Annotated in this window: 19 protein-coding genes; 8 read left to right on the top strand and 11 right to left on the bottom strand. The window is 72.1% G+C overall.

The features are described 5' to 3' along the window. Positions 1–5: 5 nt before the first annotated feature. The 3 genes from iolD to iolC are packed head-to-tail and all read right to left on the bottom strand — an operon-like array spanning position 6 to position 4010. Positions 6–1904 (bottom strand): 3D-(3,5/4)-trihydroxycyclohexane-1,2-dione acylhydrolase (decyclizing), encoded by a 1899-nt coding sequence (gene iolD / locus AC6CKD_RS12825; protein ID WP_498327260.1) that lies wholly within the window; start codon positions 1902–1904, stop codon positions 6–8. Further along, positions 1901–2953, bottom strand: a complete 1053-nt coding sequence (iolB, locus tag AC6CKD_RS12820; RefSeq protein ID WP_498327571.1) for a 5-deoxy-glucuronate isomerase — start codon at positions 2951–2953, stop codon at positions 1901–1903. The genes iolD and iolB overlap by 4 nt, the downstream gene beginning before the upstream one ends. 7 nt (positions 2954–2960) lie before the next feature. Continuing rightward, on the bottom strand, positions 2961–4010 hold the full coding sequence (iolC, locus tag AC6CKD_RS12815; protein WP_498327259.1) for a 5-dehydro-2-deoxygluconokinase: 1050 nt from the start codon (positions 4008–4010) through the stop codon (positions 2961–2963). Positions 4011–4076: 66 nt separating this feature from the next. Between iolC and AC6CKD_RS12810 the strand changes: the two genes are divergently transcribed. The 4 genes from AC6CKD_RS12810 to AC6CKD_RS12795 all read left to right on the top strand — a co-directional run bounded on the left by AC6CKD_RS12810 (position 4077) and on the right by AC6CKD_RS12795 (position 6726). Then, complete coding sequence (locus AC6CKD_RS12810; protein WP_498327258.1) at positions 4077–4991, top strand: sugar phosphate isomerase/epimerase family protein; 915 nt, start codon at positions 4077–4079, stop codon at positions 4989–4991. 45 nt (positions 4992–5036) lie between these two features. Beyond that, positions 5037–6050: a Gfo/Idh/MocA family protein gene (locus tag AC6CKD_RS12805; RefSeq protein ID WP_498327256.1), complete on the top strand. Its 1014-nt coding sequence runs from the start codon at positions 5037–5039 to the stop codon at positions 6048–6050. 40 nt (positions 6051–6090) lie between these two features. Next, complete coding sequence (locus AC6CKD_RS12800) at positions 6091–6450, top strand: GNAT family N-acetyltransferase (RefSeq protein WP_498327255.1); 360 nt, start codon at positions 6091–6093, stop codon at positions 6448–6450. Positions 6451–6525: 75 nt separating this feature from the next. Further along, positions 6526–6726: a helix-turn-helix transcriptional regulator gene (locus tag AC6CKD_RS12795; protein WP_365920209.1), complete on the top strand. Its 201-nt coding sequence runs from the start codon at positions 6526–6528 to the stop codon at positions 6724–6726. A 44-nt stretch (positions 6727–6770) separates the two neighbouring features. Here the strand turns inward: AC6CKD_RS12795 and AC6CKD_RS12790 are convergent, their stop codons facing one another. Further along, positions 6771–9035, bottom strand: a complete 2265-nt coding sequence (locus AC6CKD_RS12790) for an MMPL family transporter (protein WP_498327254.1) — start codon at positions 9033–9035, stop codon at positions 6771–6773. A 140-nt stretch (positions 9036–9175) separates the two neighbouring features. Between AC6CKD_RS12790 and AC6CKD_RS12785 the strand changes: the two genes are divergently transcribed. Beyond that, positions 9176–9901: a TetR/AcrR family transcriptional regulator gene (locus AC6CKD_RS12785; RefSeq protein WP_498327253.1), complete on the top strand. Its 726-nt coding sequence runs from the start codon at positions 9176–9178 to the stop codon at positions 9899–9901. Here AC6CKD_RS12785 and AC6CKD_RS12780 read toward each other — a convergent pair. Continuing rightward, positions 9879–11159, bottom strand: a complete 1281-nt coding sequence (locus tag AC6CKD_RS12780; protein WP_498327570.1) for a cation:proton antiporter — start codon at positions 11157–11159, stop codon at positions 9879–9881. The genes AC6CKD_RS12785 and AC6CKD_RS12780 overlap by 23 nt on opposite strands. A 175-nt stretch (positions 11160–11334) precedes the next feature. Here AC6CKD_RS12780 and AC6CKD_RS12775 point away from each other — a divergent pair, with 175 nt between their 5' ends. Both AC6CKD_RS12775 and AC6CKD_RS12770 read left to right on the top strand, forming a co-directional pair. Continuing rightward, positions 11335–11568: a heavy-metal-associated domain-containing protein gene (locus AC6CKD_RS12775; protein WP_498327252.1), complete on the top strand. Its 234-nt coding sequence runs from the start codon at positions 11335–11337 to the stop codon at positions 11566–11568. A gap of 116 nt (positions 11569–11684) precedes the next feature. Further along, entirely contained in the window at positions 11685–13970 is a 2286-nt protein-coding gene (locus tag AC6CKD_RS12770; RefSeq protein WP_498327250.1) for a heavy metal translocating P-type ATPase, read from the top strand. Positions 13971–14266: 296 nt separating this feature from the next. Here the strand turns inward: AC6CKD_RS12770 and AC6CKD_RS12765 are convergent, their stop codons facing one another. Next, positions 14267–15556 carry a citrate synthase gene (locus AC6CKD_RS12765; RefSeq protein ID WP_243335006.1) on the bottom strand — a complete coding sequence of 430 codons (1290 nt, stop codon included), beginning with the start codon at positions 15554–15556 and terminating at the stop codon, positions 14267–14269. Between the two features lie 183 nt (positions 15557–15739). Further along, complete coding sequence (gene recD2, locus AC6CKD_RS12760) at positions 15740–17986, bottom strand: SF1B family DNA helicase RecD2 (protein WP_498327248.1); 2247 nt, start codon at positions 17984–17986, stop codon at positions 15740–15742. Between the two features lie 301 nt (positions 17987–18287). Here recD2 and AC6CKD_RS12755 point away from each other — a divergent pair, with 301 nt between their 5' ends. After that, positions 18288–18881, top strand: a complete 594-nt coding sequence (locus AC6CKD_RS12755) for a DUF937 domain-containing protein (protein WP_498327246.1) — start codon at positions 18288–18290, stop codon at positions 18879–18881. 78 nt (positions 18882–18959) lie between these two features. On the opposite strand, the gene AC6CKD_RS12750 is transcribed toward AC6CKD_RS12755, so the two are convergent. The 4 genes from AC6CKD_RS12750 to AC6CKD_RS12735 form a co-directional block, all read right to left on the bottom strand. After that, positions 18960–19334, bottom strand: a complete 375-nt coding sequence (locus tag AC6CKD_RS12750; protein ID WP_498327244.1) for a nuclear transport factor 2 family protein — start codon at positions 19332–19334, stop codon at positions 18960–18962. A 67-nt stretch (positions 19335–19401) separates the two neighbouring features. Beyond that, positions 19402–20637, bottom strand: coding sequence for an aminotransferase-like domain-containing protein (locus tag AC6CKD_RS12745; protein WP_498327243.1), 1236 nt, complete (start codon positions 20635–20637; stop codon positions 19402–19404). Beyond that, positions 20634–21974 (bottom strand): MFS transporter, encoded by a 1341-nt coding sequence (locus tag AC6CKD_RS12740; protein WP_498327242.1) that lies wholly within the window; start codon positions 21972–21974, stop codon positions 20634–20636. The genes AC6CKD_RS12745 and AC6CKD_RS12740 overlap by 4 nt, the downstream gene beginning before the upstream one ends. Further along, on the bottom strand, positions 21971–24583 hold the full coding sequence (locus tag AC6CKD_RS12735) for an ATP-grasp domain-containing protein (RefSeq protein ID WP_498327241.1): 2613 nt from the start codon (positions 24581–24583) through the stop codon (positions 21971–21973). The genes AC6CKD_RS12740 and AC6CKD_RS12735 overlap by 4 nt, the downstream gene beginning before the upstream one ends. Positions 24584–24630 lie beyond the last annotated feature (47 nt).

The following is a 24630-nucleotide window of genomic DNA, read 5'->3' as shown; positions in this document are numbered from 1 at the left end:
CTCCTTCACAGATGGCGACGTCGCTGCGCGGCTTGCCGGTCGTACTCTTCTCGGGCCCGGGCCGCCGACGCACGGGTCGCGGTCTCGGCCACAGGGACATCCCACCACGCCTGTGCGGGGGGCGGGCCCGACACTGTGTCGGGTGTTCGGGTCTGCGCGTAGACACATGTGGGACGGTCGGCCGACCGCGCCTCCGCGAGGGCTTTGCGCAGGTCACCGATGGTGCGGGGGCGAATTACGGCCATCCCGAGAGAGGCCGCGTTGGCCGCCAGGTCCAGCGGCAGGGGCGCACCGCTGTACGAACCGTCCACCGCCCGGAAGCGGTAGGCGGTTCCGAACCCCTCGGCGCCCACCGCGTCCGAAAGGCCGCCGATCGAGGCGTAGCCGTGGTTGTCGAGGATCACCAGCCTGACCGGGATCCCCTCCTGCACCGCGGTGACGATCTCGGTCGGATTCATCAGGTACGTCCCGTCGCCGACCAGCGCCCACACCGGCCGGCCGGGCGCGGCCAGCGCGGTGCCGATGGCGGCGGGGATCTCGTAGCCCATGCAGGAGTACCCGTACTCGACGTGGTACTGGTCCGCGGAGCGGGCCCGCCACAGCTTGTGCAGGTCCCCGGGGAGCGAGCCGGCGGCATTGATCAGGATGTCGTCACCGTCGACGAGCCCGTCCAGCAGACCCAGCACCTGTGCCTGCGTCGGGACGGCGTCCTCGTCGGGAGCCGCGTAGGCCCGGTCGACCAGCCGCTCCCACGCCCTCTTCCCTTCTTTGTACGCCGCCTCGTACGGGGGGTCCACCCTGTACCCGGCGACCTCGGCCGAGAGTTCCTCCAGGCCCGCCCGCGCATCGCAGACCAGGGGGCTGGCGGCGAGTTTGTGGGCGTCGTACGGGTCGAGGTTGAGCCCGAGGAACCGCACGCCGGGGTGCTGGAACAGCGTCGCGGAGGCGGTGGTGAAATCGGTGAGCCGGGTCCCGGCGGCGATCACCAGATCGGCTTCGCGGGCCAGTGCGTCGGCGGTGGCCGTGCCGGTGTGACCGATCCCGCCCACGTCGGCGGGGTGGTCCCACGGCAGGGCCCCCTTGCCCGCCTGGGTGGAGGCGACCGGGATCCCGGTGGCCTCGGCGAACTCCGCCAGCGCCGCCCCCGCCGCGCTGTGCCGGATCCCGCCGCCGGCGATGATCAGCGGCCGCGCGGAGCCCCGTACGGCCCGGGCGGCCGCCGCCAGCTCGGCCCGGTCGGGCCGGGGCCGGCGTACGCCCCACACCCGCTCGGCGAAGAACTCCTCGGGCCAGTCGTACGCCTCGGCCTGTACGTCCTGCGGCAGCGCGAGGGTGACGGCGCCGGTGCTCACCGGGTCGGTGAGCACCCGTACGGCCTGGAGCACGGCGGGGATCAGGGCTTCGGGACGGGTGACGCGGTCGAAGTGGCGGGAGACCGGGCGCAGGGTGTCGTTGACGGAGACATCACCCGCATGGGGGACCTCCAGCTGCTGGAGCACGGGGTCGGCGGGACGGGTCGCGAAGGCGTCCCCGGGCAGCAGGAGCACCGGGATCCGGTTGATGGTGGCGAGGGCGGCGCCGGTGACGAGGTTGGTGGCGCCCGGGCCGATGGAGGTGGTGACGGCGTGCGCGGACAGCCGCCCGCTCTGCCGGGCGTACCCGACGGCGGCGTGCACCATGGCCTGCTCGTTGCGGCCCTGCAGGAAGGGCATCTCCTCGCGGCCGGTCTCCAGCAGGGCCTGGCCGATGCCGGCGACGTTCCCGTGGCCGAAGATCCCCCAGGTGGCGGCGATCAGGCGCCGGCGGTGCCCGTCGCGCTCGGTGTACTGGCGGGAGAGGAACCGGACGAGGGCCTGCGCGACGGTGAGCCGGACGGTCCGGGTCATGCGGACGGGCTGGGTCATGCGGGGTCCTCCGCTCGGTGGAAGGGCAGCCGGGGGTCGACGTCCCGGCCGGTCCAGGTGGAGCGGATCCACCCGTGGTCGGGGTGGTCCCGGATGAGCCATTCCCGGGTGGCGCCGGGCCCCGCCATGACGTTGAGGTAGTACATGTCGTGGCCGGGCGCGGCGATGGAGGGGCCGTGCCAGCCGTCCGGGATGAGGACCGCGTCGCCGGTCCTCACCTCGGTGAGGATGTCGGTCTTCCCCGCCGGGGAGGGGCTGACACGCTGGTAGCCGAGGCCGGGCGTGTCCCCGTGCGGGGCGATCTCGTAGTAGTAGATCTCCTCCAGCCGGGATTCCACGCCGGGGTGGTGCTCGTCGTGCTTGTGGGGCGGGTACGAGGACCAGTTGCCGCCGGGGGTCAGCACCTCCACGGCGATGAGCCGGTCGCAGTCGAAGACTCCGGCGGCGGCGAAGTTGTTGACCTGGCGGGAGCACTGTCCGGCTCCGCGGAGCTCTACCGGGACCCCCCGGGCGGGCCCGTAGCGGGCCGGCAGGCGGCGCTCGCAGCGGGCGCCGACGAGCGCGAAGCGGCCGCCGGCGGCCGACCGGATCTCGGCGTGGCCGTCCCGGGGGACGTAGGCGAAGTCGGTGGGGCCGTCGAACACCCCGCGTCGCCCCCGGAGTCGGAAGACCTGCGGTCCGCTCCCGGGGCTCCGCCCCGGACCCCGCTCCTCAAACGCCGGAGGGGCTGTATTTTCCCCGGCGTCAGCCGGCACGTGCGCGGGGCGCACCGTACGCCCCGAGGCGCGGGATGCGCCTCCAGCCTCGCCGGCGTTTGAGGCGCGGGGGGCCGGGGGCGGAGCCCCCGCCGGGTCCGGGGCGGAGCCCCGGGACGGGGGGCTGGGGGCAGAGCCACCGGTTTCGGGAAGGGGCGGGGTGGGGGAGGGCTCCGCGCAGCGGACCTCGCAGCCACCCGCCAGGGGGAGCACGATCCACTCCGACTCCCCGCACGGGTGCGCGTACACCTCCCCCGGCCCGAGGTCGAGCACGCGCAGCCTCGTCCACTCCATCGCCCACTCAGACACCACCGGCACGGCCGAGCACCTCCTCCACTTCCCCGGCGAACGGCATCGCCGTCGAGCACGCCAGCCGCGAGGCCACGATCGCGCCGGCCGCGTTCGCGTAGCCGATCACCCGCTCCAACTCCCACCCCGCGAGCAGCCCGTGGCACAGCGCCCCGCCGAAGGCGTCCCCCGCACCGAGGCCGTTGACGACGGTCACCGGCACCGGCGCGGCCTCCACCGCCGTCCCGTCCCGATGGACGGCCAAGACCCCCGCCGGGCCCCGCTTGACCACCGCCAGCTCCACTCCGGCGCCGAGCAGGGCCCGAGCGGCCGCGTACGGCTCGGTCTCACCGGTGGCGATCGCGCACTCCTCGGCGTTGCCCACGGCCACCGTGGCGAGGGACAGCGCCCGGTGGTACCACTCTCCCGGCCCGGCGTCCCGACCACCGCCCCCAGGCCCGGGTCCGGCTCCGGATCCGGCCGTCCCGCCCTCGGGCGCCGGCCCTGACCCGGCCCCCTCCCCCGAGGGCCACAACATCGGGCGCCAGTCCAGGTCGAACACCGTGAGCGGGCTCCTGCCGCGCGCCTCCAGAGCGGCCAGGGTGGCCGTCCGGCTCGGCTCCGCGCTGAGTCCCGTACCGGTCATCCAGAACACCCGCGCCGCCCGCACCGCGTCGAGGTCGAGCTCGTCCGCGGCGATCTCCAGGTCGGGCGCCTTCGGGTGGCGGTAGAAGTACAGCGGGAAGTCGTCCGGCGGGAAGATCTCGCAGAAGGTCACCGGCGTCGGATAGGCCGCCACCTCACCGGCCCACCGGTCGTCCACCCCGAACCCGCGCAGCTCCGCGCGGAGATACGCGCCGAACGGGTCCGCGCCGGTCCGGGTGATCACCGCCGTCCGCCGTCCGAGCCGGGCGGCCGCGACGGCGACGTTGGCCGGGGAACCCCCCAGGAACTTCCCGAAGGTGTCCGCCTCGCCGAGCGGTACGCCCGTCTTCAGGGGGTAGAGATCCACCCCGATGCGCCCCATCGTGATCAGGTCGAACGCCAACGGATCCGCAGCCATCACCACACCATTCCTCCCGACCGAGTGCTCCCCGTACCCCAGAGCCTCGCACCCTAAGGTGGCCGTATGACGTCCTCACCACCCGCGTTGACCCGTATCCGCGTCGGTTCGGCTCCGGACTCCTGGGGGGTCTGGTTCCCCGACGATCCCCGTCAGACACCGTGGGAGCGGTTCCTCGACGAGGTCGCCGAAGCCGGGTACGAGTGGATCGAGCTCGGCCCCTACGGCTATCTCCCCACCGATCCCGGCCGGCTCGCCGAGGAGATCGGGGCGCGCGGCCTGCGGGTCTCCGCGGGAACCGTCTTCACCGGACTCCATCACGGGCCCGCCGTGTGGGAGGACACCTGGGAGCACGTGTCGCGGATCGCGGAGCTCACCCGGGCCATGGGCGCGGCCCACCTCGTCGTGATCCCGTCCTTCTGGCGGGACGACAAGACCGGCGAGGTGCTGGAGGACCGCACCCTCGGTCCCGGGGCCTGGCGCGAACTGACCACGCAGACCGAGCGGCTGGGGAAGCGGGTCCAGGACGAGTACGGGCTGCGGATCGTCGTACACCCGCACGCGGACACGCACATCGACACCCCCGAGAACGTGGCGCGCTTCCTCGACGCCACCGATCCCGCGCTGGTCTCCCTCTGCCTGGACACCGGGCACTACGCGTACTGCGGCGGGGACAGCGTCCGGGCCATCGAGACCTTCGGCGAGCGGATCGGCTACCTGCACCTCAAGCAGGTCGATCCGCGGATCCTCGCCGAAGTCGTCCGGGACCAGGTCCCCTTCGGTCCGGCCGTGGCCCGCGGGGTGATGTGCGAGCCGCCTGCGGGGGTGCCACCGCTGGAACCGGTGCTGGCGGCCGCCGAGCGGCTCGGTGTGGACCTGTTCGCCATCGTGGAACAGGACATGTACCCGTGCCCGCCCGACCGGCCGCTGCCGATCGCCCGCCGCACCCGCGCGCACCTGCGCTCCTGCGGCGCCCGCTGAACCGGAATTCGCCGGCCGTACGAACCCTCGTGGAGGAAACAGAACATGACCAGCACGCTCGGCATCGCCGTCATCGGTACCGGGAAGATGGGCTCCGACCACGTCCGCCGCTTCGGCCGGACGGTCGGCGGGGCCCGGGTGGCGGCCGTGGCCGACCCGGACGGGGACCGGGTCAAGGAGGTCGCGGCCGGTCTGGAGGGGGCGAGCGCGCACACCGACCCGGCGGCCGCGATAGCGGCGCCCGGGGTGGACGCCGTACTGATCGCCTCGCCCGGGCCCGCCCATGAGGAAGCGATCCTGTACGCGCTGGAGCGGCGGCTGCCGGTGCTCTGCGAGAAGCCGCTGACCCCCGATCCGGCGGGCGCACTGCGGATCATGGAGGCGGAGGCGCGGCTGGGCCGCCGGCTCGTCCAGGTCGGCTTCATGCGGCGCTACGACGCCGAGTACGCGCGGCTCAAGGAGCTGCTCGACGCGGGCGGCATCGGGCGGCCGCTGTTCCTGCACTGCCGGCACCGCAACGCCTCCTCGCCGTCCTTCTTCACCAGCGACATGCTGATCAGCGATTCGGTGGTGCACGAGGTGGACGCGGCCCGCTGGCTGCTGGGCCAGGAGATCACCGCCGTGACCGTGTTCTCCCCGACGCCCGCCTCGGCCGCCCGGGAGGGGCTGCGCGACCCCCGGTTCGTCCTCATGGAGACCTCGGGAGGCGCCGTGGTCGACGTGGAGATCTTCGTCAACTGCGGCTTCGGCTACCAGGTGCAGTGCGAGGCGGTCGGCGAGTCCGGCACCGCCCGGATCGGCGACGGCCACGCGATGGTCGTCCAGTCGGAGGGCCGGTGGGGCGGGGAGATCGACCAGGACTTCACGGTGCGGTTCGCCGACGCCTACGACCGCCAGCTCCGCCGCTGGGTCGCGGCGGCCGCGCGGGGCGGGGTGGACGGCCCCGACGCATGGGACGGGTACGCGGCCGCTGCCGTCTCCGAGGCGGGCCTGGCCGCGGCACGCAGCGGCGTACGGACCGGGGTGGCGCTGGCCCAACGCCCGTCCCTCTACCGCTGATCCGCCCGCCCCGGCCGCGGGACGCACCCCCTCGGCCGGCTTGGTCTGGCCGCCCAAGGAGCACCACTTCGGCGTCGGTTACGGCGACCGCCTGCTGGCACACGCGGGCCTGCTCCGGCTGACCGTTGCCATCGGCGGCGCCGAGACGGAGGTGGTGGGCGTCGGAGGAGTGGCCGTCGCACCCGACGTACGGGGGCGCGGACTGGCCCTCGGGGCCGGTACGGCTGTTCTCCCTGCCGATGTGACGCGTCACCGCGGTGCGCTCCACATGTGCCACCGGTGTCACGACGGTCGCCCTCGTGTCACGCATGTCCGCATTACGCGGGTCTTCCGTCACAGGCGGACGACAGCCCCTCCCCTGACGTCGCCCTGCGTCGTTCCCCCGGCACAACCTGAGTGATCGTCAGTGTCCACGCGCCGGCTCCCCCGACGGCCTCCCGGCCGGCCCCGCGGCGTGGACAAGGAGGTGTCGAGGATGAGCGACCGACAGCTGTGGTCGTACAAAGAGATCGCCGCTCACATCCGGGTCCAGCCGGACACGGTGCGCTCCTACCGCAAGCACGGGCTGCTGCCCGCACCCGACCACGTGGAGAGCGGAAAGCCCTACTGGTACGCCGATACCATCCGCGCCTGGGTGGCGCGCCGGCCCGGCAACCGCGGACGCCGCGAGGACTGACACGGCGTCCGGTCCAGGGACGGGACCCTTCCGGGCCCCGTCCGCTAGCGGCTTCCGGCGGTTACCGGCTCGGGATCGGACTCCGGCTCGGGCCGCTCGGCGGCCGGCGCCGGCTCCCCCTCGCTCAGCCCGAAGCGTTCGTGCAGTCTGCGCAGCGGCGCCGGCGCCCACCAGGTGGCCTTCCCGGTCAGCTTCATCACCGCCGGCACCAGCAGGCTCCGCACGACCATCGCGTCCATCAGCACCGCCAGCGCGATCCCCAGGCCGAGCATCTTGGTGTTCGTCACCCGCGAGCTGCCGATGGCGACCATCACCACCGCCAGGATCACGGCGGCCGCGGTGATCAGTCCGCCCGTGCGGGTCAGCCCGGCGCGCACCGCGCCCTCGTGGTCCCCGGTCCGGTCGTACTCCTCCTTGATCCGGGATATGAGGAACACCCCGTAGTCCATGGAGAGCCCGAAGGCGATGCAGAACATCAGCACGGGCAGGGTCGTCTCGATGTCTCCGGTCGGGGTGAAGGAGAGCAGTCCGGAGAGGTGCCCTTCCTGGAACACCCACACCACCGCCCCGAACATGGCCGTCAGGCTCAGCGCGTTGAGCAGCACGGCCTGGACGGGTATCAGCAGGCTGCCGGTGAGCAGGAAGACCAGGAGCAGCGTGGCCAGCACCACGACGGCCAGGGCCAGGGGCAGTTTCTCGGCTATGGCCTCGCGGGCGTCGACGAGCACCGCCGCCTGTCCGGTCACGGAGGTGTCGAAGGGCGCGTCCACCGCCCTGACCAGGCCCACGAGGTCCTGGGCCTCCTCTCCCACCTCCTCGCCTTCGGTGAGCACCGAGAAGTAGGCGTATCCGGTGCCGGCCGCCGAACTCACCGGCCCTTCCACCCCCACCACGCCGGGCAGGGCTTCCACCCGCCGCTTGTAGGCGTCGAGATCGGCGGTGCCGGAGGCCCCCTCGGTCAGTACGGTCAGCGCTCCGCCGGGGCTGCCCGGGAAGCCGGAGCGGATCTGCTCCTGCACCACGTGCGATGCGGCGGTCGCCGGCAGTTGCCGGTCGTCCACGGTGCCGAACTTCACGCCGAGGAAGGGCAGTCCGAGGAGCAGCAGGCCGGCCGTGGTGGCCACGGCGAACACCGGAGCACGCCGCATCACCAGGCCGGTCAGCCGGGCCCAGCCCCGCCCGCCCCCGGCCCGGCCCGGGTCGCTCCCGGCCGGCCCGGCCCGGCGCCACAGCCGGCGCAGATCGAAGGAGTTGACCCGCTCCCCCAGCAGCACCAGCGCCGCGGGCAGCAGGATGAGCGCGGCCGCCGCGGCGAGCAGGACCACCGCGACTCCGGAGTAGGCGAAGGAGCGCAGGAAGTACATCGGGAAGAAGAGCATGGCCGAGAGGGCCACGGCCACGGTCAGCGCCGAGAACAGGACCGTCCGCCCGGCGGTGCGCAGGGTGATCCCGACGGCCGCCACCGGGTCGTGCCCGGCGGCCAGCTCCTCGCGGAACCTCCGGACGATGAACAGGGCGTAGTCGACGGCGAGTCCGAGCCCGAGGGCGGTGGTGAGGTTCTGCGCGAAGACGGAGACCTCGGTGAACTCGGTGAGCCCGCGCAGCACGGCATTGGTTCCGAGGACGGCGACGATGCCGACCCCGAGGGGCAGCAGGGCGGCGACGGCGCTGCCGAAGACGAGGACGAGCAGGACGAGCGTCACGGGCAGGGCGATCAGCTCGGCGCGCAGCAGGTCCTCCTGGACGGTGGAGGTCACCTCGCGCTGGACGGCGGCCGGCCCGCCCAGGGAGACCTTCACCGGTCCGTGCACGCCGCGGTAGCTCGGGGCGATCCGGTCCAGGACGGCGTTGGCCGCCTTCTCGTCGCCGAGCACCCGGGCAACGATCAGGGCCTGCCGGCCGTCCTCGGAGCGCAGGGTCGGCAGAGCGGTCCGCCAGTACGAGCCCACGCCGGTCACCCCCTGCTCGGCGGCGAGCCGCGCCGTCAGCCGCTCCGCTTCCGCGGCGACGGCGGGGTCGTCCACCCCGGCCACCCCAGCGGCCCCGGCGGCCCCGGCGTCGACGAGCAGCAGCAAATTGGGCTGGGAGCCGGGGAACTCGCGCTCCAGCGCCTTGGTGGCGTAGGTGGAGCGGGCGCCGGGATCCTCCCAGCCCCCGCTTCCCAGACGGTCGGCGACGCCGCCGCCGGCGAAGACGGCCAGAGCCGTGACCACGAGGGCGAGCAGCAGCGAGAGCCTCGGCCGTGTGGTGACGAACCCCGTCCACCGGCCGCCCTCCCCAGGCGACGGCGGTTTCTTGACTTCGGACATGTCTCGGTGTCCCCTTCACCGTGTTGCCAGGGCACTTAGACTGGCAAACACGAGCAGTCGCTCGCGTTTCTCCAGAATGCGAGCGACCTCTCGTGTTTGTCAATCACCCACGGGAAGCAACGGGAAGCAAGGGATGGGACATGCGGGAGACCTCTCGGGCCGAGAGCGCGGCCGAAGCGGGTGAAACGACCGCGGAGACGGCCCTTGGCGCAACTCCGGGAACAGCCCCGGAGAGCACCCCGGAAGCCGCCCCCCGCCGCCGCCAGGCCCGCGGCGAGCGCCGGATCGCCCAGCTCCTGGCAGCCGCCGCCGGGGTGTTCTGCCGTACGGGTTACGCGGCGGCCAGCACCAACGCCATCGCCCGCGAGGCCGGCGTCTCCCCGGGCACGCTCTACCAGTTCTTCCCGAACAAGGAGGCCATCGCCGTCGAGCTCGGCGGCCACCTCCTCCAGCGCGCCCACGAGGCGCACGGCCGGGCGTTCCTCCCCGAGAACCTGGACCGGCCGCTGCCCGAACTGCTCGACGCCGTCCTGGACCCGGTCATCGCGTTCAACTGCGAGAACCCGGCCTTCTGGGCGCTCATGCACGGCTCCGGCGTCCCCGGCATCGCCCAGGAGCACGACGAGCTGCACGTCGGCATGCTGACCCGCGTCGAAGAGGTGCTGCGCGCCTGCGTCACCCCGGCGCCGGACACCACCCCCGCCGAGCTCACCCACGTCGCCCACATGGTGCTCGGGATCGTCAAGACCTCCCTCGAACTGATCCTGGCCAGCGAAGGAGCCGAACGGGCCGCGTACGTCGCGGAGCTGAAGACGGTCCTGTTCCGCTACCTGGACCCGATGATCACCACGCCTCCTCCTCGCTGACCATCTTCCCGACGTCCCCGGACCCACCGGACCCGGACCCGCCCGTGCCGGACCCACCGGACCCTGACCCACCGGTGCCGGACGCGTCACCGGATCCCGCCCGCAGCCGCAGCCCCACCAGCGGGAAGACGAGTACGGAGACCATCCCGGCCCCGACCAGCGCCGCCGCCTCCCCGGACTCCAGCTTCCCGTCCTGCACGCCCAGGGTGGTGATCGCCACCACCAGCGGCAGCGCCGTGGAGCCGAACAGCACCAGCGCCGACCGGTCCCGGCGCCCGAGGTCCCGGGGAGCCAGCAGCCACATCGGCAGCCCCCGCACCAGGAGGAAGAGCAGCAGGAACACCGGGAGCAACACCAGCGCCCACCCGCCGCCGAGCAGGGCGGCGAGGTCGAACTCGATCCCGGTGACCACGAAGAACAGCGGCACCAGGAAGCCGAAACCGATGGCCTCCACCTTCGACAGCACGGCCTCGCTGCTCTCCGGGGCGGCCCCCTGCAGCACGAGCCTGGTGATCAGGCCGGCGGCGAAGGCGCCGAGCAGGACGTCGAGGCCGAGCACCTCGGAGAGCGCCAGGAACGCGACGAGGATCAGCACGACCAGGCGCACCGCGAACTGACCGCTGCTGTGCAGGGTCTTGGAGATGACCCGGGCGAACCACGGCGGCTTGGGCCGCATCGCCCAGAACACGGCGCCGGCCGTGAGCACCGCGAAGCCGATCAGCAGCGCCGCCGACTGCCCCGGCGCCCGGCCGCTGAGCAGCAGCGCCATCGCGATGATCGGCCCGAACTCGCCGACCGCGCCCATCGCCATCATCACCGAGCCGAACCGGCTCTGGAGGTCCCCGGAGTCCCGCAGGACCGGCAGGATCGTGCCGAGGGCGGTACTGGTGAGCGCGGTGCCGATGTAGACGCCCTTCTCCCATCCGCCGCCAGACAGCAGCAGGCCGATCCCGAGCCCCAGCGCGAGGGCGGCCGCCCAGGCCCACACCGACCGTTTCAGGGTGTCGCCCTTGACCTGGGCGAACTGGATCTCGTACCCGGCCAGGAAGATCAGCATCGCGAGGCCGAGCTCGCTGAGTACGTCGATGACCTCGGTCGACCGTGCCCAGCCGAGGACGTCGGGCCCGACCAGGACACCGAGCACGATCTCGAAGATCACCAGCGGAACCGGGAGCCAGCGCGAGACCCCGTACGCGAGCAGGGGCGCGAGCACTGCGATCGACATGATCAGAATGAGAGTGGTCCCCGAGTGCGCCATGTGTGCCATTTACATACGGTTCACGGCGATTGTCCACCGCAAAAGATCTCTCCGAATCCTCGCGTTGATACCCCCTAGGGGTATAGTCTCGGAGTGTCGGGATGAACGGTGGACTCTCCACGAGCGATCCGCCGTCTTCCGGCCGCCCGGAAACGCCCTTGAAGAGGAGAACGACATGAGCGCCGACACGGACACCCAGACCACCACCGTCTACCGGGTGACCGGCATGACCTGCGGGCACTGCGAGGGTGCGGTGACCACCGAGCTCTCCGCCCTGCCGGGCGTCAGCTCGGTCAAGGCCGTCGCGGCGACCGGCGAGGTCACCGTGGTCTCGGCCGCCCCGCTCGACGAGGCCGCCGTACGCGCCGCCGTGGACGAGGCCGGCTACGAGTTCGCCGGCCAGGCCTGAGCACCCCCTCCTCCGCACGCATCTCTCAAGGCACAGCCCCGCCGGGCCGTACCGGCCAGCTCATACTGGTTCCGTACGGCCCGGCCCAACCCCTACCTCGGCGGGGAGCCCGGATCATGAGCAGCAGCACAGTGCACGACGGACCCATAACGGCGGCCGGCGCCGCAGCGCCCACGGCCGAGGTCGAGCTGACCATCGGCGGGATGACCTGCGCCTCCTGCGCGGCCCGCATCGAGAAGAAGCTGAACCGGATGGACGGGGTCACCGCCTCGGTGAACTACGCCACCGAGAAGGCCAAGGTCTCGTACGGCGCCGACGTGCGGGTCGCCGACCTCATCGCGACGGTCGTCAAGACCGGCTACACCGCCGAGGAGCCCCCGCCGCCGGAGCCCGAGAGCGTGGCGGAGACCGCCGCGCCCGAAGAGGCGCGCGACCCCGAGCTGGCCGCGCTGCGCCAGCGCCTCCTGGTCTCCGTGGCGCTCTCGCTGCCCGTCGTCCTGCTCGCGATGGTCCCGGCCCTCCAGTTCGACAACTGGCAGTGGCTCTCGCTGACCCTCGCCTCCCCCGTCGTCGTCTGGGGCGCCCTCCCCTTCCACAGGGCCGCCTGGACCAACGCCCGGCACGGCGCCGCGACCATGGACACCCTGGTCTCGGTGGGTACCGGGGCCGCCTTCGCCTGGTCGCTGTGGGCCCTGTTCTTCGGCCACGCCGGAATGCCCGGCATGCGGCACGGCTTCGACTTCTCGGTCTCCCGTACGGACGGCTCCTCGGCGATCTACCTGGAGGTGGCGGCCGGAGTCGTCAGCTTCATCCTGCTCGGCCGCTACCTGGAGGCCCGCTCGAAGCGGAAGGCCGGCGCGGCCCTCAAGGCCCTCATGCGGCTCGGCGCCAAGGACGTGGCGGTCCTGCGCGGGGGGACCGAGGTACGGATCCCCGTGAGCGCGCTCGCGGTGGGCGACCGCTTCCTCGTCCGGCCCGGCGAGAAGATCGCCACCGACGGCACGGTCGTCGAGGGCAGCTCCGCCGTGGACGCCGCGATGCTGACCGGCGAATCGGTCCCGGTCGAGGTCACCGTGGGCGACACCGTCACCGGAGCCACGGTCAACACCTCGGGCCGCCTCGTCGTCGAGGCCACCCGCGTCGGCTCGGACACCCAGCTCGCCCGGATGGCCAAGCTGGTCGAGGAGGCGCAGAACGGCAAGGCCGAGGTCCAGCGCCTCGCCGACCGGATCTCCGGGGTCTTCGTACCGATCGTGCTCGTCCTGGCCCTGGGCACCTGGGCCACCTGGCTGCTGATCACCGACGACCCGACGGCCGCCTTCACCGCCGCCGTGGCCGTCCTGATCATCGCCTGCCCGTGCGCCCTGGGCCTGGCCACCCCGACCGCGCTGATGGTCGGCACCGGCCGGGGCGCGCAGCTCGGCATCCTGATCAAGGGCCCGGAGGTGCTGGAGTCCACCCGCCGCGTGGACACCGTCGTCCTGGACAAGACCGGCACCGTCACCACCGGCCGGATGACCCTGATCGCCGCCCACCCCGCCGAGGGCGTGGACCCTGCCCGACTGCTGCGCCTGGCCGGGTCCCTGGAGCACGCCTCCGAGCACCCGATCGCCCGGGCCATCGCGGCGGGCGCCGCGGAAGTCCCCGGCGGCCTGTCCGTCCCGGAGGGCTTCGAGAACCACGGCGGACTCGGCGTCCAGGGCGTGGTCGACGGACACGCCGTCCTGGTGGGCCGCGAGAAGCTGCTCGCCGACTGGTCGATCGCGCTGCCCGCCGCCCTCGCGGAGGTCAAGGCCGCCGCCGAGGCCGAGGGTTCCACCGCCGTCCTGGTCGCCTGGGACGGGGAGGCCCGCGGGGTGCTGACCGTGGCCGACGCGGTCAAGGAGACCAGCGCCGAGGCCGTGTCCCGGCTGCGGGCGCTGGGCCTGACCCCGGTGCTGCTGACCGGAGACAACCAGGCCGTCGCGGAAACGGTGGCCCGCGCGGTGGGCATCGACGAGGTCATCGCCGAAGTCCTCCCGCAGGACAAGGTGGACGTCGTACGCCGGCTCCAGGCCGAGGGCCGTACGGTCGCCATGGTCGGCGACGGGGTCAACGACGCGGCCGCGCTGGCCCAGGCCGACCTGGGCCTGGCCATGGGAACCGGCACCGACGCGGCGATCGAGGCGAGCGATCTGACCCTCGTACGGGGCGACTTGCGGGTCGCGGCGGACGCGATCCGGCTCTCGCGCCGGACCCTGGCCACCATCAAGGGCAACCTCTTCTGGGCCTTCGGCTACAACGTCGCGGCGCTGCCGCTGGCCGCCGCCGGACTGCTCAACCCGATGATCGCGGGGGCCGCGATGGCCTTCTCCTCGGTCTTCGTGGTCACCAACAGCCTGCGGCTGCGCTCCTTCCGCTAGTGATCACCCTTCACGTCTCACGCACACCCTCTTCACACGAGACGCAGATCACAGCGACCCCAACGTAACCATCGGGCGGCCCCGCGGGTCTAATGGGGCGATGCCGGAAACGTGTTGGGATGACTACACGTTGCCTCGGCACGCAGACACCCGGTCCGGGTCCCGTGGGGGGAATCCGTTCCGGGGTAAGGAAAGCGCCCCGACCTTCGACCCGTGGGGGGATCGATGGCGGGGCGCTTTTCCTGCATTGAGCGTTCTACGAGTCCTGCGGGTACTGCTGCGGCTCGACCCTCGGGTCAGCGGGACTCGACCGGAACGAAGTCGCGCAGGACCTCGCCGGTGTAGATCTGGCGCGGGCGGCCGATGCGGGAGCCGGGCTCCTTGATCATCTCGTGCCACTGGGCGATCCAGCCGGGCAGCCGGCCGATCGCGAAGAGCACGGTGAACATCTCGGTCGGGAAGCCCATGGCCCGGTAGATCAGGCCGGTGTAGAAGTCGACGTTCGGGTAGAGGTTGCGCTCGACGAAGTACTCGTCGGCCAGCGCGTGCTCTTCCAGCTTCAGGGCGATGTCGAGGAGCTCGTCGTCCTTGCCGAGCGCCGAGAGGACATCGTGCGCCGCCGCCTTGATGATCTTCGCCCGGGGGTCGAAGCTCTTGTAGACGCGGTGCCCGAAGCCCATCAGGCGGACGCCGTCTTCCTTGTTCTTCACCTTGCGGATGAAGGCGTCGACGTCGCCGCCGTCGTTCTTGATGCCTTCGAGCATCTCCAGAACCGACTGGTTGGCGCCACCGTGCAGCGGACCCCACAGGGCCGAGATGCCGGCGGAGATCGAGGCGAACATGTTCGCCTGCGAGGAGCCGACCAGGCGCACGGTGGAGGTCGAACAGTTCTGCTCGTGGTCCGCGTGCAGGATCAGCAGCTTGTCGAGCGCGGCGACCACGACCGGGTCCAGGTCGTACTCCTGGGCCGGCACCGAGAAGGTCATGCGCAGGAAGTTCTCGACGTAGCCGAGGTCGTTGCGCGGGTAGACCACCGGGTGGCCGACCGACTTCTTGTACGCGTACGCCGCGATCGTCGGGAGCTTGGCCAGCAGCCGGATCGTCGAGAGGTTGCGCTGCTTCTCGTCGAACGGGTTGTGGCTGTCCTGGTAGAACGTCGACAGCGCGCTGACCACGGAGGACAGCATCGCCATCGGGTGCGCGTCGCGCGGGAAGCCGTCGTAGAAGCGCTTGACGTCCTCGTGCAGCAGCGTGTGCTGGGTGATCTCGTTGCGGAACGACGCGAGCTGGTCGACGGTCGGCAGCTCCCCGTTGATCAGCAGGTAGGCGACCTCGATGAAGGTCGAGCGCTCCGCCAGCTGCTCGATCGGGTAACCGCGGTAGCGCAGGATTCCCTGCTCACCGTCGAGATAAGTAATGGCGGACTTATAGGCGGCGGTGTTTCCGTAGCCGCTGTCCAGGGTGACCAGCCCGGTCTGAGCCCTGAGCTTCGAGATGTCGAAGCCCTGGTCACCGACGGTGCTCTCGACCACCGGGTAGGTGTATTCACCGTCCGCGTACCGCAGTACTACAGAGTTGTCGCTCACGTCATCCCTCACCGACGTAGTGCCTCTTCTTCGAGGTGCCCTGACTGCCTCTACCTTCCCCCATTTGGCGCAGGTGAGTGCACTCGGGGTCGAGCTTTGGTGTTTTTGACGGCACTCAGTGCCGCCCAGCCTGCACATCCTGCCCCCTCCGCCACCTTGTAGGAACCCCAAATGATCGATCATCTAGGTGATGTTTCCCACCGGTATGCGGCCGGACAGCCTGGCCGCGACGGCCGTGTACCTCCTGCCTGCGGAAACCGTACGCACCGCCTGCCCCAGGGCTTTGCGTGACCCGACCAGGACGACCAGTTTCTTCGCCCGGGTGACGGCGGTGTACAGAAGGTTCCGTTGGAGCATCATCCAAGCGCCGGTCGTGACCGGGATCACCACGGCCGGATATTCACTCCCCTGGGAGCGGTGGATGGTGACGGCGTACGCGTGGGCCAGCTCGTCGAGCTCCGCGAACTCGTAGGCCACTTCCTCGTCTTCGTCCGTGCGCACCGTCAGCCGCTGTTCTTCCAGGTCAAGGCCGGTGACCACGCCGACCGTGCCGTTGAAGACCCCGTTGGCGCCCTTGTCGTAGTTGTTCCGGATCTGGGTGACCTTGTCGCCGACCCGGAAGACGCGGCCGCCGAACCGCTTCTCGGGCAGGCCCGGCCGGGCCGGGGTGATGGCCTGCTGGAGCAGCGCGTTGAGGTTTCCGGCGCCGGCCGGGCCGCGGTGCATGGGGGCGAGGACCTGGATGTCCCGCCTCGGGTCCAGGCCGAATCTGGCCGGAATACGACGTGCGGCGACGTCGACGGCCAGCTTTCCGGCCTCCTCGGTGTCCTCTTCGGGGAAGAGGAAGAAGTCGGGCAGGCCGTCGGTGATCGGCGGCAGGCCGGTGTTGATCCGGTGGGCGTTGGTGACCACGCCGGACTGCTGGGCCTGCCGGAAGATGGTGGTCAGCCGGACGGCCGGAACCGGCCCGCCCTCGGCGAGCAGATCGCGCAGCACCTCCCCCGCGCCGACCGAGGGCAACTGGTCCACGTCCCCGACCAGCAGCAGGTGTGCACCCGGTGCCACCGCCTTGACGAGCTTGTTCGCCAGGAGCAGGTCGAGCATCGAAGCCTCGTCCACGACGACCAGGTCCGCGTCGAGCGGCCGCTCCCGGTCGTACGCCGCGTCCCCGCCCGGTTTGAGCTCCAGGAGTCGGTGCACGGTGGAGGCTTCCGCCCCGGTGAGCTCGGCCAGCCGCTTCGCCGCCCGGCCGGTGGGGGCGGCGAGCACCACCTTGGCCTTCTTGGCCCGGGCCAGCTCCACGATCGAGCGGACGGTGAAGGACTTCCCGCAGCCCGGCCCGCCGGTGAGGACGGCGACCCGGCGGGTGAGGGCGAGGCGGACCGCGTCCCGCTGCGCGGGGGCCAGCGTGGCCCCGGTCCGCCCGGCGAGCCAGCCCAGGGCCTTGTCCCAGTCCACGTCCCGGAAGGCGGGCAGCCGGTCCTCCTCCGCCTGCAGGAGGCGGCGCACCTGCCCGGCCAGGGACAGCTCGGCGCGGTGGAACGGCACCAGGTACACGGCGGTGAGGGGGTCCGGGCCGCCCTGCGGGTCGGGCACGGATTCCCGTACGACCCCTTCCGGGTCGGCGGCGAGCTCGGCCAGGCAGTCGATGACCAGCCCGGTGTCCACCTGGAGCAGCTTGACCCCGTCGGCGATGAGCCGGTCCTCGGGCAGGAAGCAGTGCCCCTGGTCGGCGGACTGGGACAGGGCGTACTGGAGTCCGGCCTTGACCCGATCCGGACTGTCGTGCGGGATCCCGACGGCCTGGGCGATGCGGTCGGCGGTGAGGAAGCCGATGCCCCAGACGTCGGCGGCGAGCCGGTACGGCTGGTTGCGCACCACGGAGATGGAGGCGTCGGCGTACTTCTTGTAGATGCGCACCGCGATGGAGGTGGAGACGCCGACCCCCTGGAGGAAGACCATGACCTCCTTGATGGCCTTCTGCTCCTCCCAGGCCGCGCCGATCATCCTGGTGCGCTTGGGGCCGAGGCCGGGCACTTCGATCAGCCGTTTCGGCTGCTCCTCGATGACGTCGAGGGTGTCGAGGCCGAAGTGCTCCACGATCCGGTCGGCGATCTTCGGGCCGATGCCCTTGATCAGGCCGGAACCGAGGTAGCGCCGGATCCCCTGGATGGTCGCGGGCAGCAGCGTCGTGTAGTTCTCCACGGTGAACTGCCTGCCGTACTGGGGGTGCGAGCCCCAACGGCCCTCCATGCGCAGCGATTCACCCGGCTGGGCCCCGAGGAGGGAGCCGACGACCGTGAGCAGGTCACCGGCACCGCGCCCGGTGTCCACGCGGGCGATCGTGTATCCGCTCTCCTCGTTGGCGTAGGTGATGCGCTCCAGCACCCCCTCGACCACCGCCGGCGCCACGGCCGCGTTCGTCGTCATGGCCCGAAGCTACAGCCCGGGTGCGACAGGCCCGCCGGGCCTGTGGAAAAAAGGCGACCCCCCGGAAGCGGCCAACCAAAAGGGGGTCCCGCCTTCCGGCCGGACCCCCTCACGGTTACCCCTCCCTCATCGGACTTCCCGATCCCCCCGGATCCCCCCCGGAAGTCCCGACGCACCATACGACCCGCGACCCCTGCCCGTGGTTGCACGGGAATCCGGAACTTTGCCTTTCCATTACCCAAGAGGGCTCGGGACGCCATCCGAGGTGCCGCCGAATCGCCACAGAAGTAGCGTTTCAGGCATGAGCGAACCTTCTTTCCAGGACGACGTGCTGACCGAGCTCGGCGACGACCGGCTGACCGAGATCGCCGGCCTCCTCGGCACCGACACGAACGGCGCCCGTGACACGGTCGCCACCACGGTCGGAGCGATGACCGGCGACCTCCAGCAGAAGGCCGGCGCCGACGACGACGACGGCAACGAGGTCCGCCAGGCCTTCGCCGAGGTCACCCAGGCCCCTCTGGAGGGCGTGGCCACCCTCGGCGGCGGTCTGGGCGGCATGCTCAGCGGCGGGATGATGGCCGGAGTGCTCGCCAAGGTGAGCAGGCCCGTGGCCAATGCCGTCTCGAAGAAGACCGGCATCCCGGCGCCCACCGTCGCCCGGGTCATCGAGCTGCTGATCCCGGTCCTGCTGGCGGTCTTCGCCAAGCGCGCGGCCTCCAAGAACGGCGGCGGCGCGGCCCCGACGGCGGCCGGCGGCGAATCCCCCATCCCGTCCCCCGGAGCGGTACCGGGAGCGGCGGGCGCCCCCGCGGGTCAGGCCGGCGCGGCCCCGGCGGCCGGAGGCGGCCTCGGCGACCTGCTCGGCCAGATCCTCGGCGGCGGCAAGAAGTAGCGAGGTTCACCCGTTCGGACGAAGCGGACCCGGGCCGGGTTCCGGACCGCACCAGCGGTCCCGAACCCGGCCCGCGCGTCAGATCGCCGGGCGGTAGAAGAAGGTCTTGCGGCGCTCGATCCTGCCGTCGCGCACGAGGTACGTGTCGGCGAAGGCCTCGTCCAGGACCTTGCCGTCCTTGTCGGCGCCCTGGAACCGCCCCCAGCAGGCGGCCGCGGCCAGGCCGCCGGTCACCTGGCTGACCTCGTGCGCGCCCGAGGTGATGATCCGCTCGTGCTCGTAGAACCGGCGGATCCGGTCGAGCCCCTCCAGTGCCGGGTAGCCCGGCCGTTCGTACACGGCGTCCGGCGCGAAGACCTCGCCGAGCCGGTCCCACGAGCGGGTGTCGATCACCTGGAACAGCCGGGCCACCAGGGATTCGGCGGTCACCGGTGCGGGCGACGTCGTTGTCACGGCCTTGCTCCTTAAGGGTGTGGACGAAAGACGGAAGACGAAAGACGAAAGACGGAAGACGGAACGGTCACGGCCCGTCGGCGAGGGCCTTCTCCCAGGCCGCGGCCAGCCGCGAAACCCCTTCCCGGCGCTGCGCGCCGTCCAGGGAGGCGAAGGACAGCCGCAGGACCCGCGAGCCGTCCTCCTCTATGCAGAACGGCGTACCGGGCACGATGGCCACTCCCTGCGCCAGCGCGTGCGCGTACAGCGCGTCCGACCCGACCCGGGGATCGGTCAGCCGGCACCAGAAGAAGAGCCCGCCGCGCGGCCGTTCGAAGTCCAGCCAGGGCAGCCGCTCGCGCAGCAGCGTCTCCATGGCCTCGGCCCGGCCGCCGTACAGCGTGCGCAGGCCCGCCAGGTGGGCCGGCAGGAATTCCGGGTCCCCCAGCAGATCGGCGAGGAGGTACTGGCCGAAGGTGTTGGTCTGCAGGTCCCCGCACTGCTTGGCGGCGACCAGCTCCCCGAGCAGCTCGGCCGGGGCGACCAGACCGGCCACCCGCAGACCCGGGCAGACCGTCTTGGAGAGGCTCATGAGCCGGATCACCCGCCCGCTGTGGACGTCGGTGGACGTCAGCCGGCTCCCCTCGAAGGCCAGGTCCCCGTACGGGTCGTCCTCGACGACGAGGAAGCCGAACCGCTCGGCCAGAGCGGCCAGGTGGCGGCGCCGCTCCTCGGAGAGCACGGCTCCGGTGGGGTTGTGGAAGTGCGGTACGACGTAGACGAGTTTGGGCCGGGCCCCGGCGAGGAGGCGCTGCTCCAGGACGTCGGTGCGCATCCCCGCCGCGTCGCCGGGCACCGGCAGCAGCCGTGCTCCGGCCCGCCGGAAGACCTGTACGGCACCCAGGTAGCTCGGGTCGTCCAGGGCCACCTCGTCGCCCTCGTCGACGATGGTCTGTGCCACGAGGTCCAGGCCCTGCTGGCTGCCCGCGGTGACCATCACCCGGTCGGGGCCGACCGGGGCCCCGGTCGCGCTCGCCCGGGCCGCGATCACCTCGCGCATCGGCGCGATGCCGTCCGTGGGGGCGTACTGGAGCGCCCGTACGGCTCCCCCGCCCGCTCCGGCGAACAGCCGGTCGGTCGCCTCGGCGAGCCGGGCCACCGGGAAGCTGTCGGGGGCCGGGATCCCGCCGGCCATCGAGAGCACCCCGGGGGCGGCGGCCGCCGCCAGGATCCGGCTCACCGCGTCGGAGCGGCCCCAGCCGGTCCGGCGGGCGAGCAGGCTGCCGATGGCGCCGGGGGCCGGCGCCTGCGGTGTGGGGCTCACCTTGCGTCCACCTTCCGCGGCTGCGCGACGATCTGGGGCGGGAAGTCCTTGAGTCGCCACACCGGCGATTTCACGACCACCAGGACCGCGGTCAGGAAGAGCGCGGCGGTGACGAAGAGCGTTTCCCGCAGCCCGATGAGGTCGCCGAGCCAGCCGCCCAGCAGGGCGCCGAGCGGGAGCGTGCCCCAGGAGACGAAGCGGTACCCGGCGTTCATCCGGCCCAGGAGGTGGTCCGGGGTCATGGACTGCCGCAGGCTGATGATGTGGATGTTGGCGATGGTGCCGCCCGCGCCGATCAGGGCGAACGCGGCGACGAACAGGACCAGCGAGAGCGCCCCGCCGTTCGCCGGTGCGGCCGGGATGGCCACCGGGGCCAGGCAGCACAGCAGCAGCGCCGTCAGGATGGCCGGGCCGAGCCCGGTCTTGCGCTTGAGCCACTGCGCGAGCATCGAGCCGACCAGGGAGCCCACCGCGCCCGTGCCCAGCAGCAGGCCGATGCCGCCGGGCGAGATGCCGAGCGTGCGGGCCGCGTAGAGCACGAACACCGTCTGGAGGGACATCCAGCACAGGTTGTACAGCCCCGACTGGAGGGCGCAGGCCCGCAGGTGGGCGCTGTCCCAGATGATCCGGATGCCCTCGGCGATGCTGGTCCGGATCCCGGTCCGCTCCTGCTGGGGCTCCGGCTCCGGCTCGACGCGCCGTACGGCGAGCAGCGTGATCACGGAGACGAGGTACGAGATCCCGTTGATCAGCAGCGCGTAGGGGGCGGTGACCCAGCCGATGAGCAGACCCGCCAGTCCGGGCCCGCCGATCTGGGCCAGCGAACTGGTGCCCTGGAGCTTGCTGTTGCCCTCCACCAGGTGCTGCTTGCCGACCAGGGTCGGCAGGTAGGACTGGTAGGAGACGTCGAAGACCACCGTGAGGGTGCCCACGAGCAGCGCCGCGACGTACACGTGCTCGATGCGGAGCAGGTCGAGGACGGCCAGCAGCGGCACCGCGCTGACCAGCAGCGCACGCCCCACGTTGGCCATGATCATCAGGGGCCTGCGCCGCACCCGGTCGACCCAGACGCCGACCAGGAGGGTGACCATCAGGAACGGGGCGTAGGAGGCCGCGTTGACGAAGCCCACCTGGGAGGAGCTGGCGTCGAGCGTCAGCACCGCGGTGAGCGGCAGCGCCAGGGTCGTGACCTGGGCCCCGACCTGCGAGATCGCCTCCCCGGACCAGAACTTGAGGAACTCCGGGTCCCGCCAGAGCGTGGCGGGCGCGGCGGCGGCCGGAGCTCCGGCCGCCTCCTCCTCCACCGGCTCGGCGGCCCCGTTCCCGATGTCGGTCATTTCGCTTCCACTCCCTCTGCCGCCGGGTCGACGTGGAACGCGCAGCCGATCTGGGCGCCGCGCAGCATGCTCACGATGCCCACGGCCGGGTCGGTGACGCCGCGGGCCAGGGTGCCGGCGTAGCGTCCGTCGACCATCAGCGTCCCGTAGGCGACGGCCATGTCCTCGCAGGTCTCGCCGTCCTCGGAGAGGAACCGCTCGGTGGTCGGCAGCAGGCGGTGCTGGAGGACGTACGGGCCGTCGACGGCCTGGCGGAGCTTGGCGACCCATTCCTTCTGGTCGGTGGTCCAGCCGGGGGTGACGCCTACGCCGCCGTAGAGCAGGGTGGGCTTGAGGACCAGGTGGTCCTTGTTGGCGATGGCGTAGGGCAGCAGGTCGATCTTCTCGCCGCCGAAGGTGACCTTCTCGTCGCGGACGAAGCGGGTCCAGGGCAGGATCCGGTCGATCAGCTCGCGCTCGGCCTCGGTGAAGACGGCGCGGTTGCGCTCGTCGCTGAGCATCGCGAGGCTGCCCTTGTTGCCGTACAGCTCGCAGTCGAGCGGGGCGAACAGTTCGACCGTGCCGGCCTCGACGGCGTCGAGCAGCGGGTTGACGAGATCGTAGGTGCGGGGCTCGTCGGGCATTTCGCCGGGCAGGAACATCCGGTAGACCACGTCGACCTTGCGGCCCTCGTGGAGGACGTTTCCGTTCTCGTAGGCGAAGTCGCCCAGGTGGCAGACGACGGTCTCGAAGCCGAGTCGCTCGAATGCCGGTACGACGAACTCCATCCAGCACTTGGACTTCTCGAAGCCCTCGGGCCAGTCGGTGATCGCCAGCAGCGGCCGCTCGATGCCTTCGAGGGAGGGCGCCTGGCGGCGCAGCACGTCGGTGATGCGGGCGAGCGGGTCGGGGTAGACCAGGCCCTCGGCGGCCGCGAACTCGGCGAAGTCGGCGTCCTGGATCAGGGCGCGGGCGAACTCGCCCATCTGCCAGCCGCCCAGCGAGGAGCCGGTGTTGAGCTCCATGACGCGGAAGCCGCCGGTCTCGCGGTACAGGTCGGCGCGGGAGAGCGGGGCGAGCTCGTCCACGGAGCCGCGCAGGACCAGGTCGGCCTGGGTGGGGGACATCCCGACGGCGGTGGCGAAGGCGCGCAGGTCGCCGCCGAAGAGCCGGGCGGGCACCGCCTTGAGCAGGTCGAAGAGGCCGTTCAGGTCGTTCTCCAGGCCCGCGACGTCGGCCTCGCTGAGGAAGACGGGGCGGTTGAGCCCCTCGCCGCCGCCGGCTCCGTAGCGGAACCACTCCACGCCGCGGACGCCGGAGACGGTCTGGCGGCGCGCGGTGCGCTCGTGGTCGAAGAAGCGGCGGGTCACCGCGTTCTCGACGCGGGCGCCGAGCCGGTGCGCGGCGACTCCGGAGACCTCGGTACGGGAGAGCGCCTCGGCGCGGTCCAGGGCGCGGCGGGTGCCGGCCGGGGTCTCGCTGACCGCGACGAGGGCGGCGGAGCGGGGGGTCAGGCCGCGGGGCGGGAGCAGCAGCTCGTCGCCGGGCTCCACCAGGGCGACGGCCTCGGCCAGGTCCTGGACGTCCCCGGGGCCGGGCAGGACGACGCGGTCGACGGCGCCGTCGTAGGCCGGGTAGAGGAAGCGGACCTCGGCGCTCAGGGCGCGGGTCGGGGTGATGTCCGGGGTCTCCTCGAAGGCGATCCGGGCGGCGGCCAGCGGCAGGTCCACGCCGGTGGCGAGCTCGTTCAGGTGCGGGATGAGGTCGCCGCCGAGGCGGCCGTTGAGCTCGATCAGGCGGGGGCCGTCCGCGGAGACGCGCAGTTCGGTGTGGGTGACGCCGTAGTCGACTCCGGCGGCGCGGTGGGAGTCCTGGACCAGCCGGGTGACGGCCTCCGCCCACGGCTCGTGGCGCCAGTCGGTGACGAGGTGGCCGACCTCTTCGAAGTACGGGTGGGCGCCGAGGCGCTTGCGGGCCACGCAGACCGGGGTGGCCACGCCGTCCACGACGACGCTGTCCACGCTCAGTTCGGGGCCTTCGACGAACTCCTCGATCAGGACCGAGGCGGTGGTGCCGGCGCCGCGCAGCCGGCTGGTGGAGGCGAGCCGGAAGGCCCGGCGCAGGCCGTCGACGTCCCGGGCCATCATCACGCCGAAGCTGCCGCCGAGGGTGCGGGGCTTGACGACGACGGGGAAGCCGATGGTTTCGGCGGCGGCGACGGCCTCGTCCTCGGTGGTGGCGGGGATGTAGCGGACGGCGGCCATGCCGGCCGCTTCGAGGGCCTGGCGGGTGGCGTACTTGTCGCGGCAGATCTTGGCGGCGGCCGGGTCCATGGCCCGCATGCCGAGCTTCTTGGCCACCGAGGACACGGCGACGAGCGACCACTCGTCCCAGGTGACGATCGCGGCGTCGGCGACCTCGCCGCGCAGGTCGGCGACCGGGGCGTACAGCTTGGCGGCGTCCGTGGTGTCGGCGATCCGGTGGGTCTCCACGTAGCGGGCCTGCCAGGTGGGCGCCTCCGGCGCGACGAGCGTCACCTCGTAGTGCCGGGCGAGGGAAGCCAGGGCGTATTCCCGGTACTGCTGTATGCGGCTGCCCACGAGGATGACGCGGCGGGGTTCAGAGGTCATGACGACCACGGTGGATTCCTTTCCGGTACGGGGCGTGGAGCTGGTTC

The organism is Streptomyces sp. GQ60, from assembly GCF_059758875.1.
Note: the sequence above shows the minus strand (reverse complement) of the source record. Positions and strands in the feature narration are given on the sequence as shown.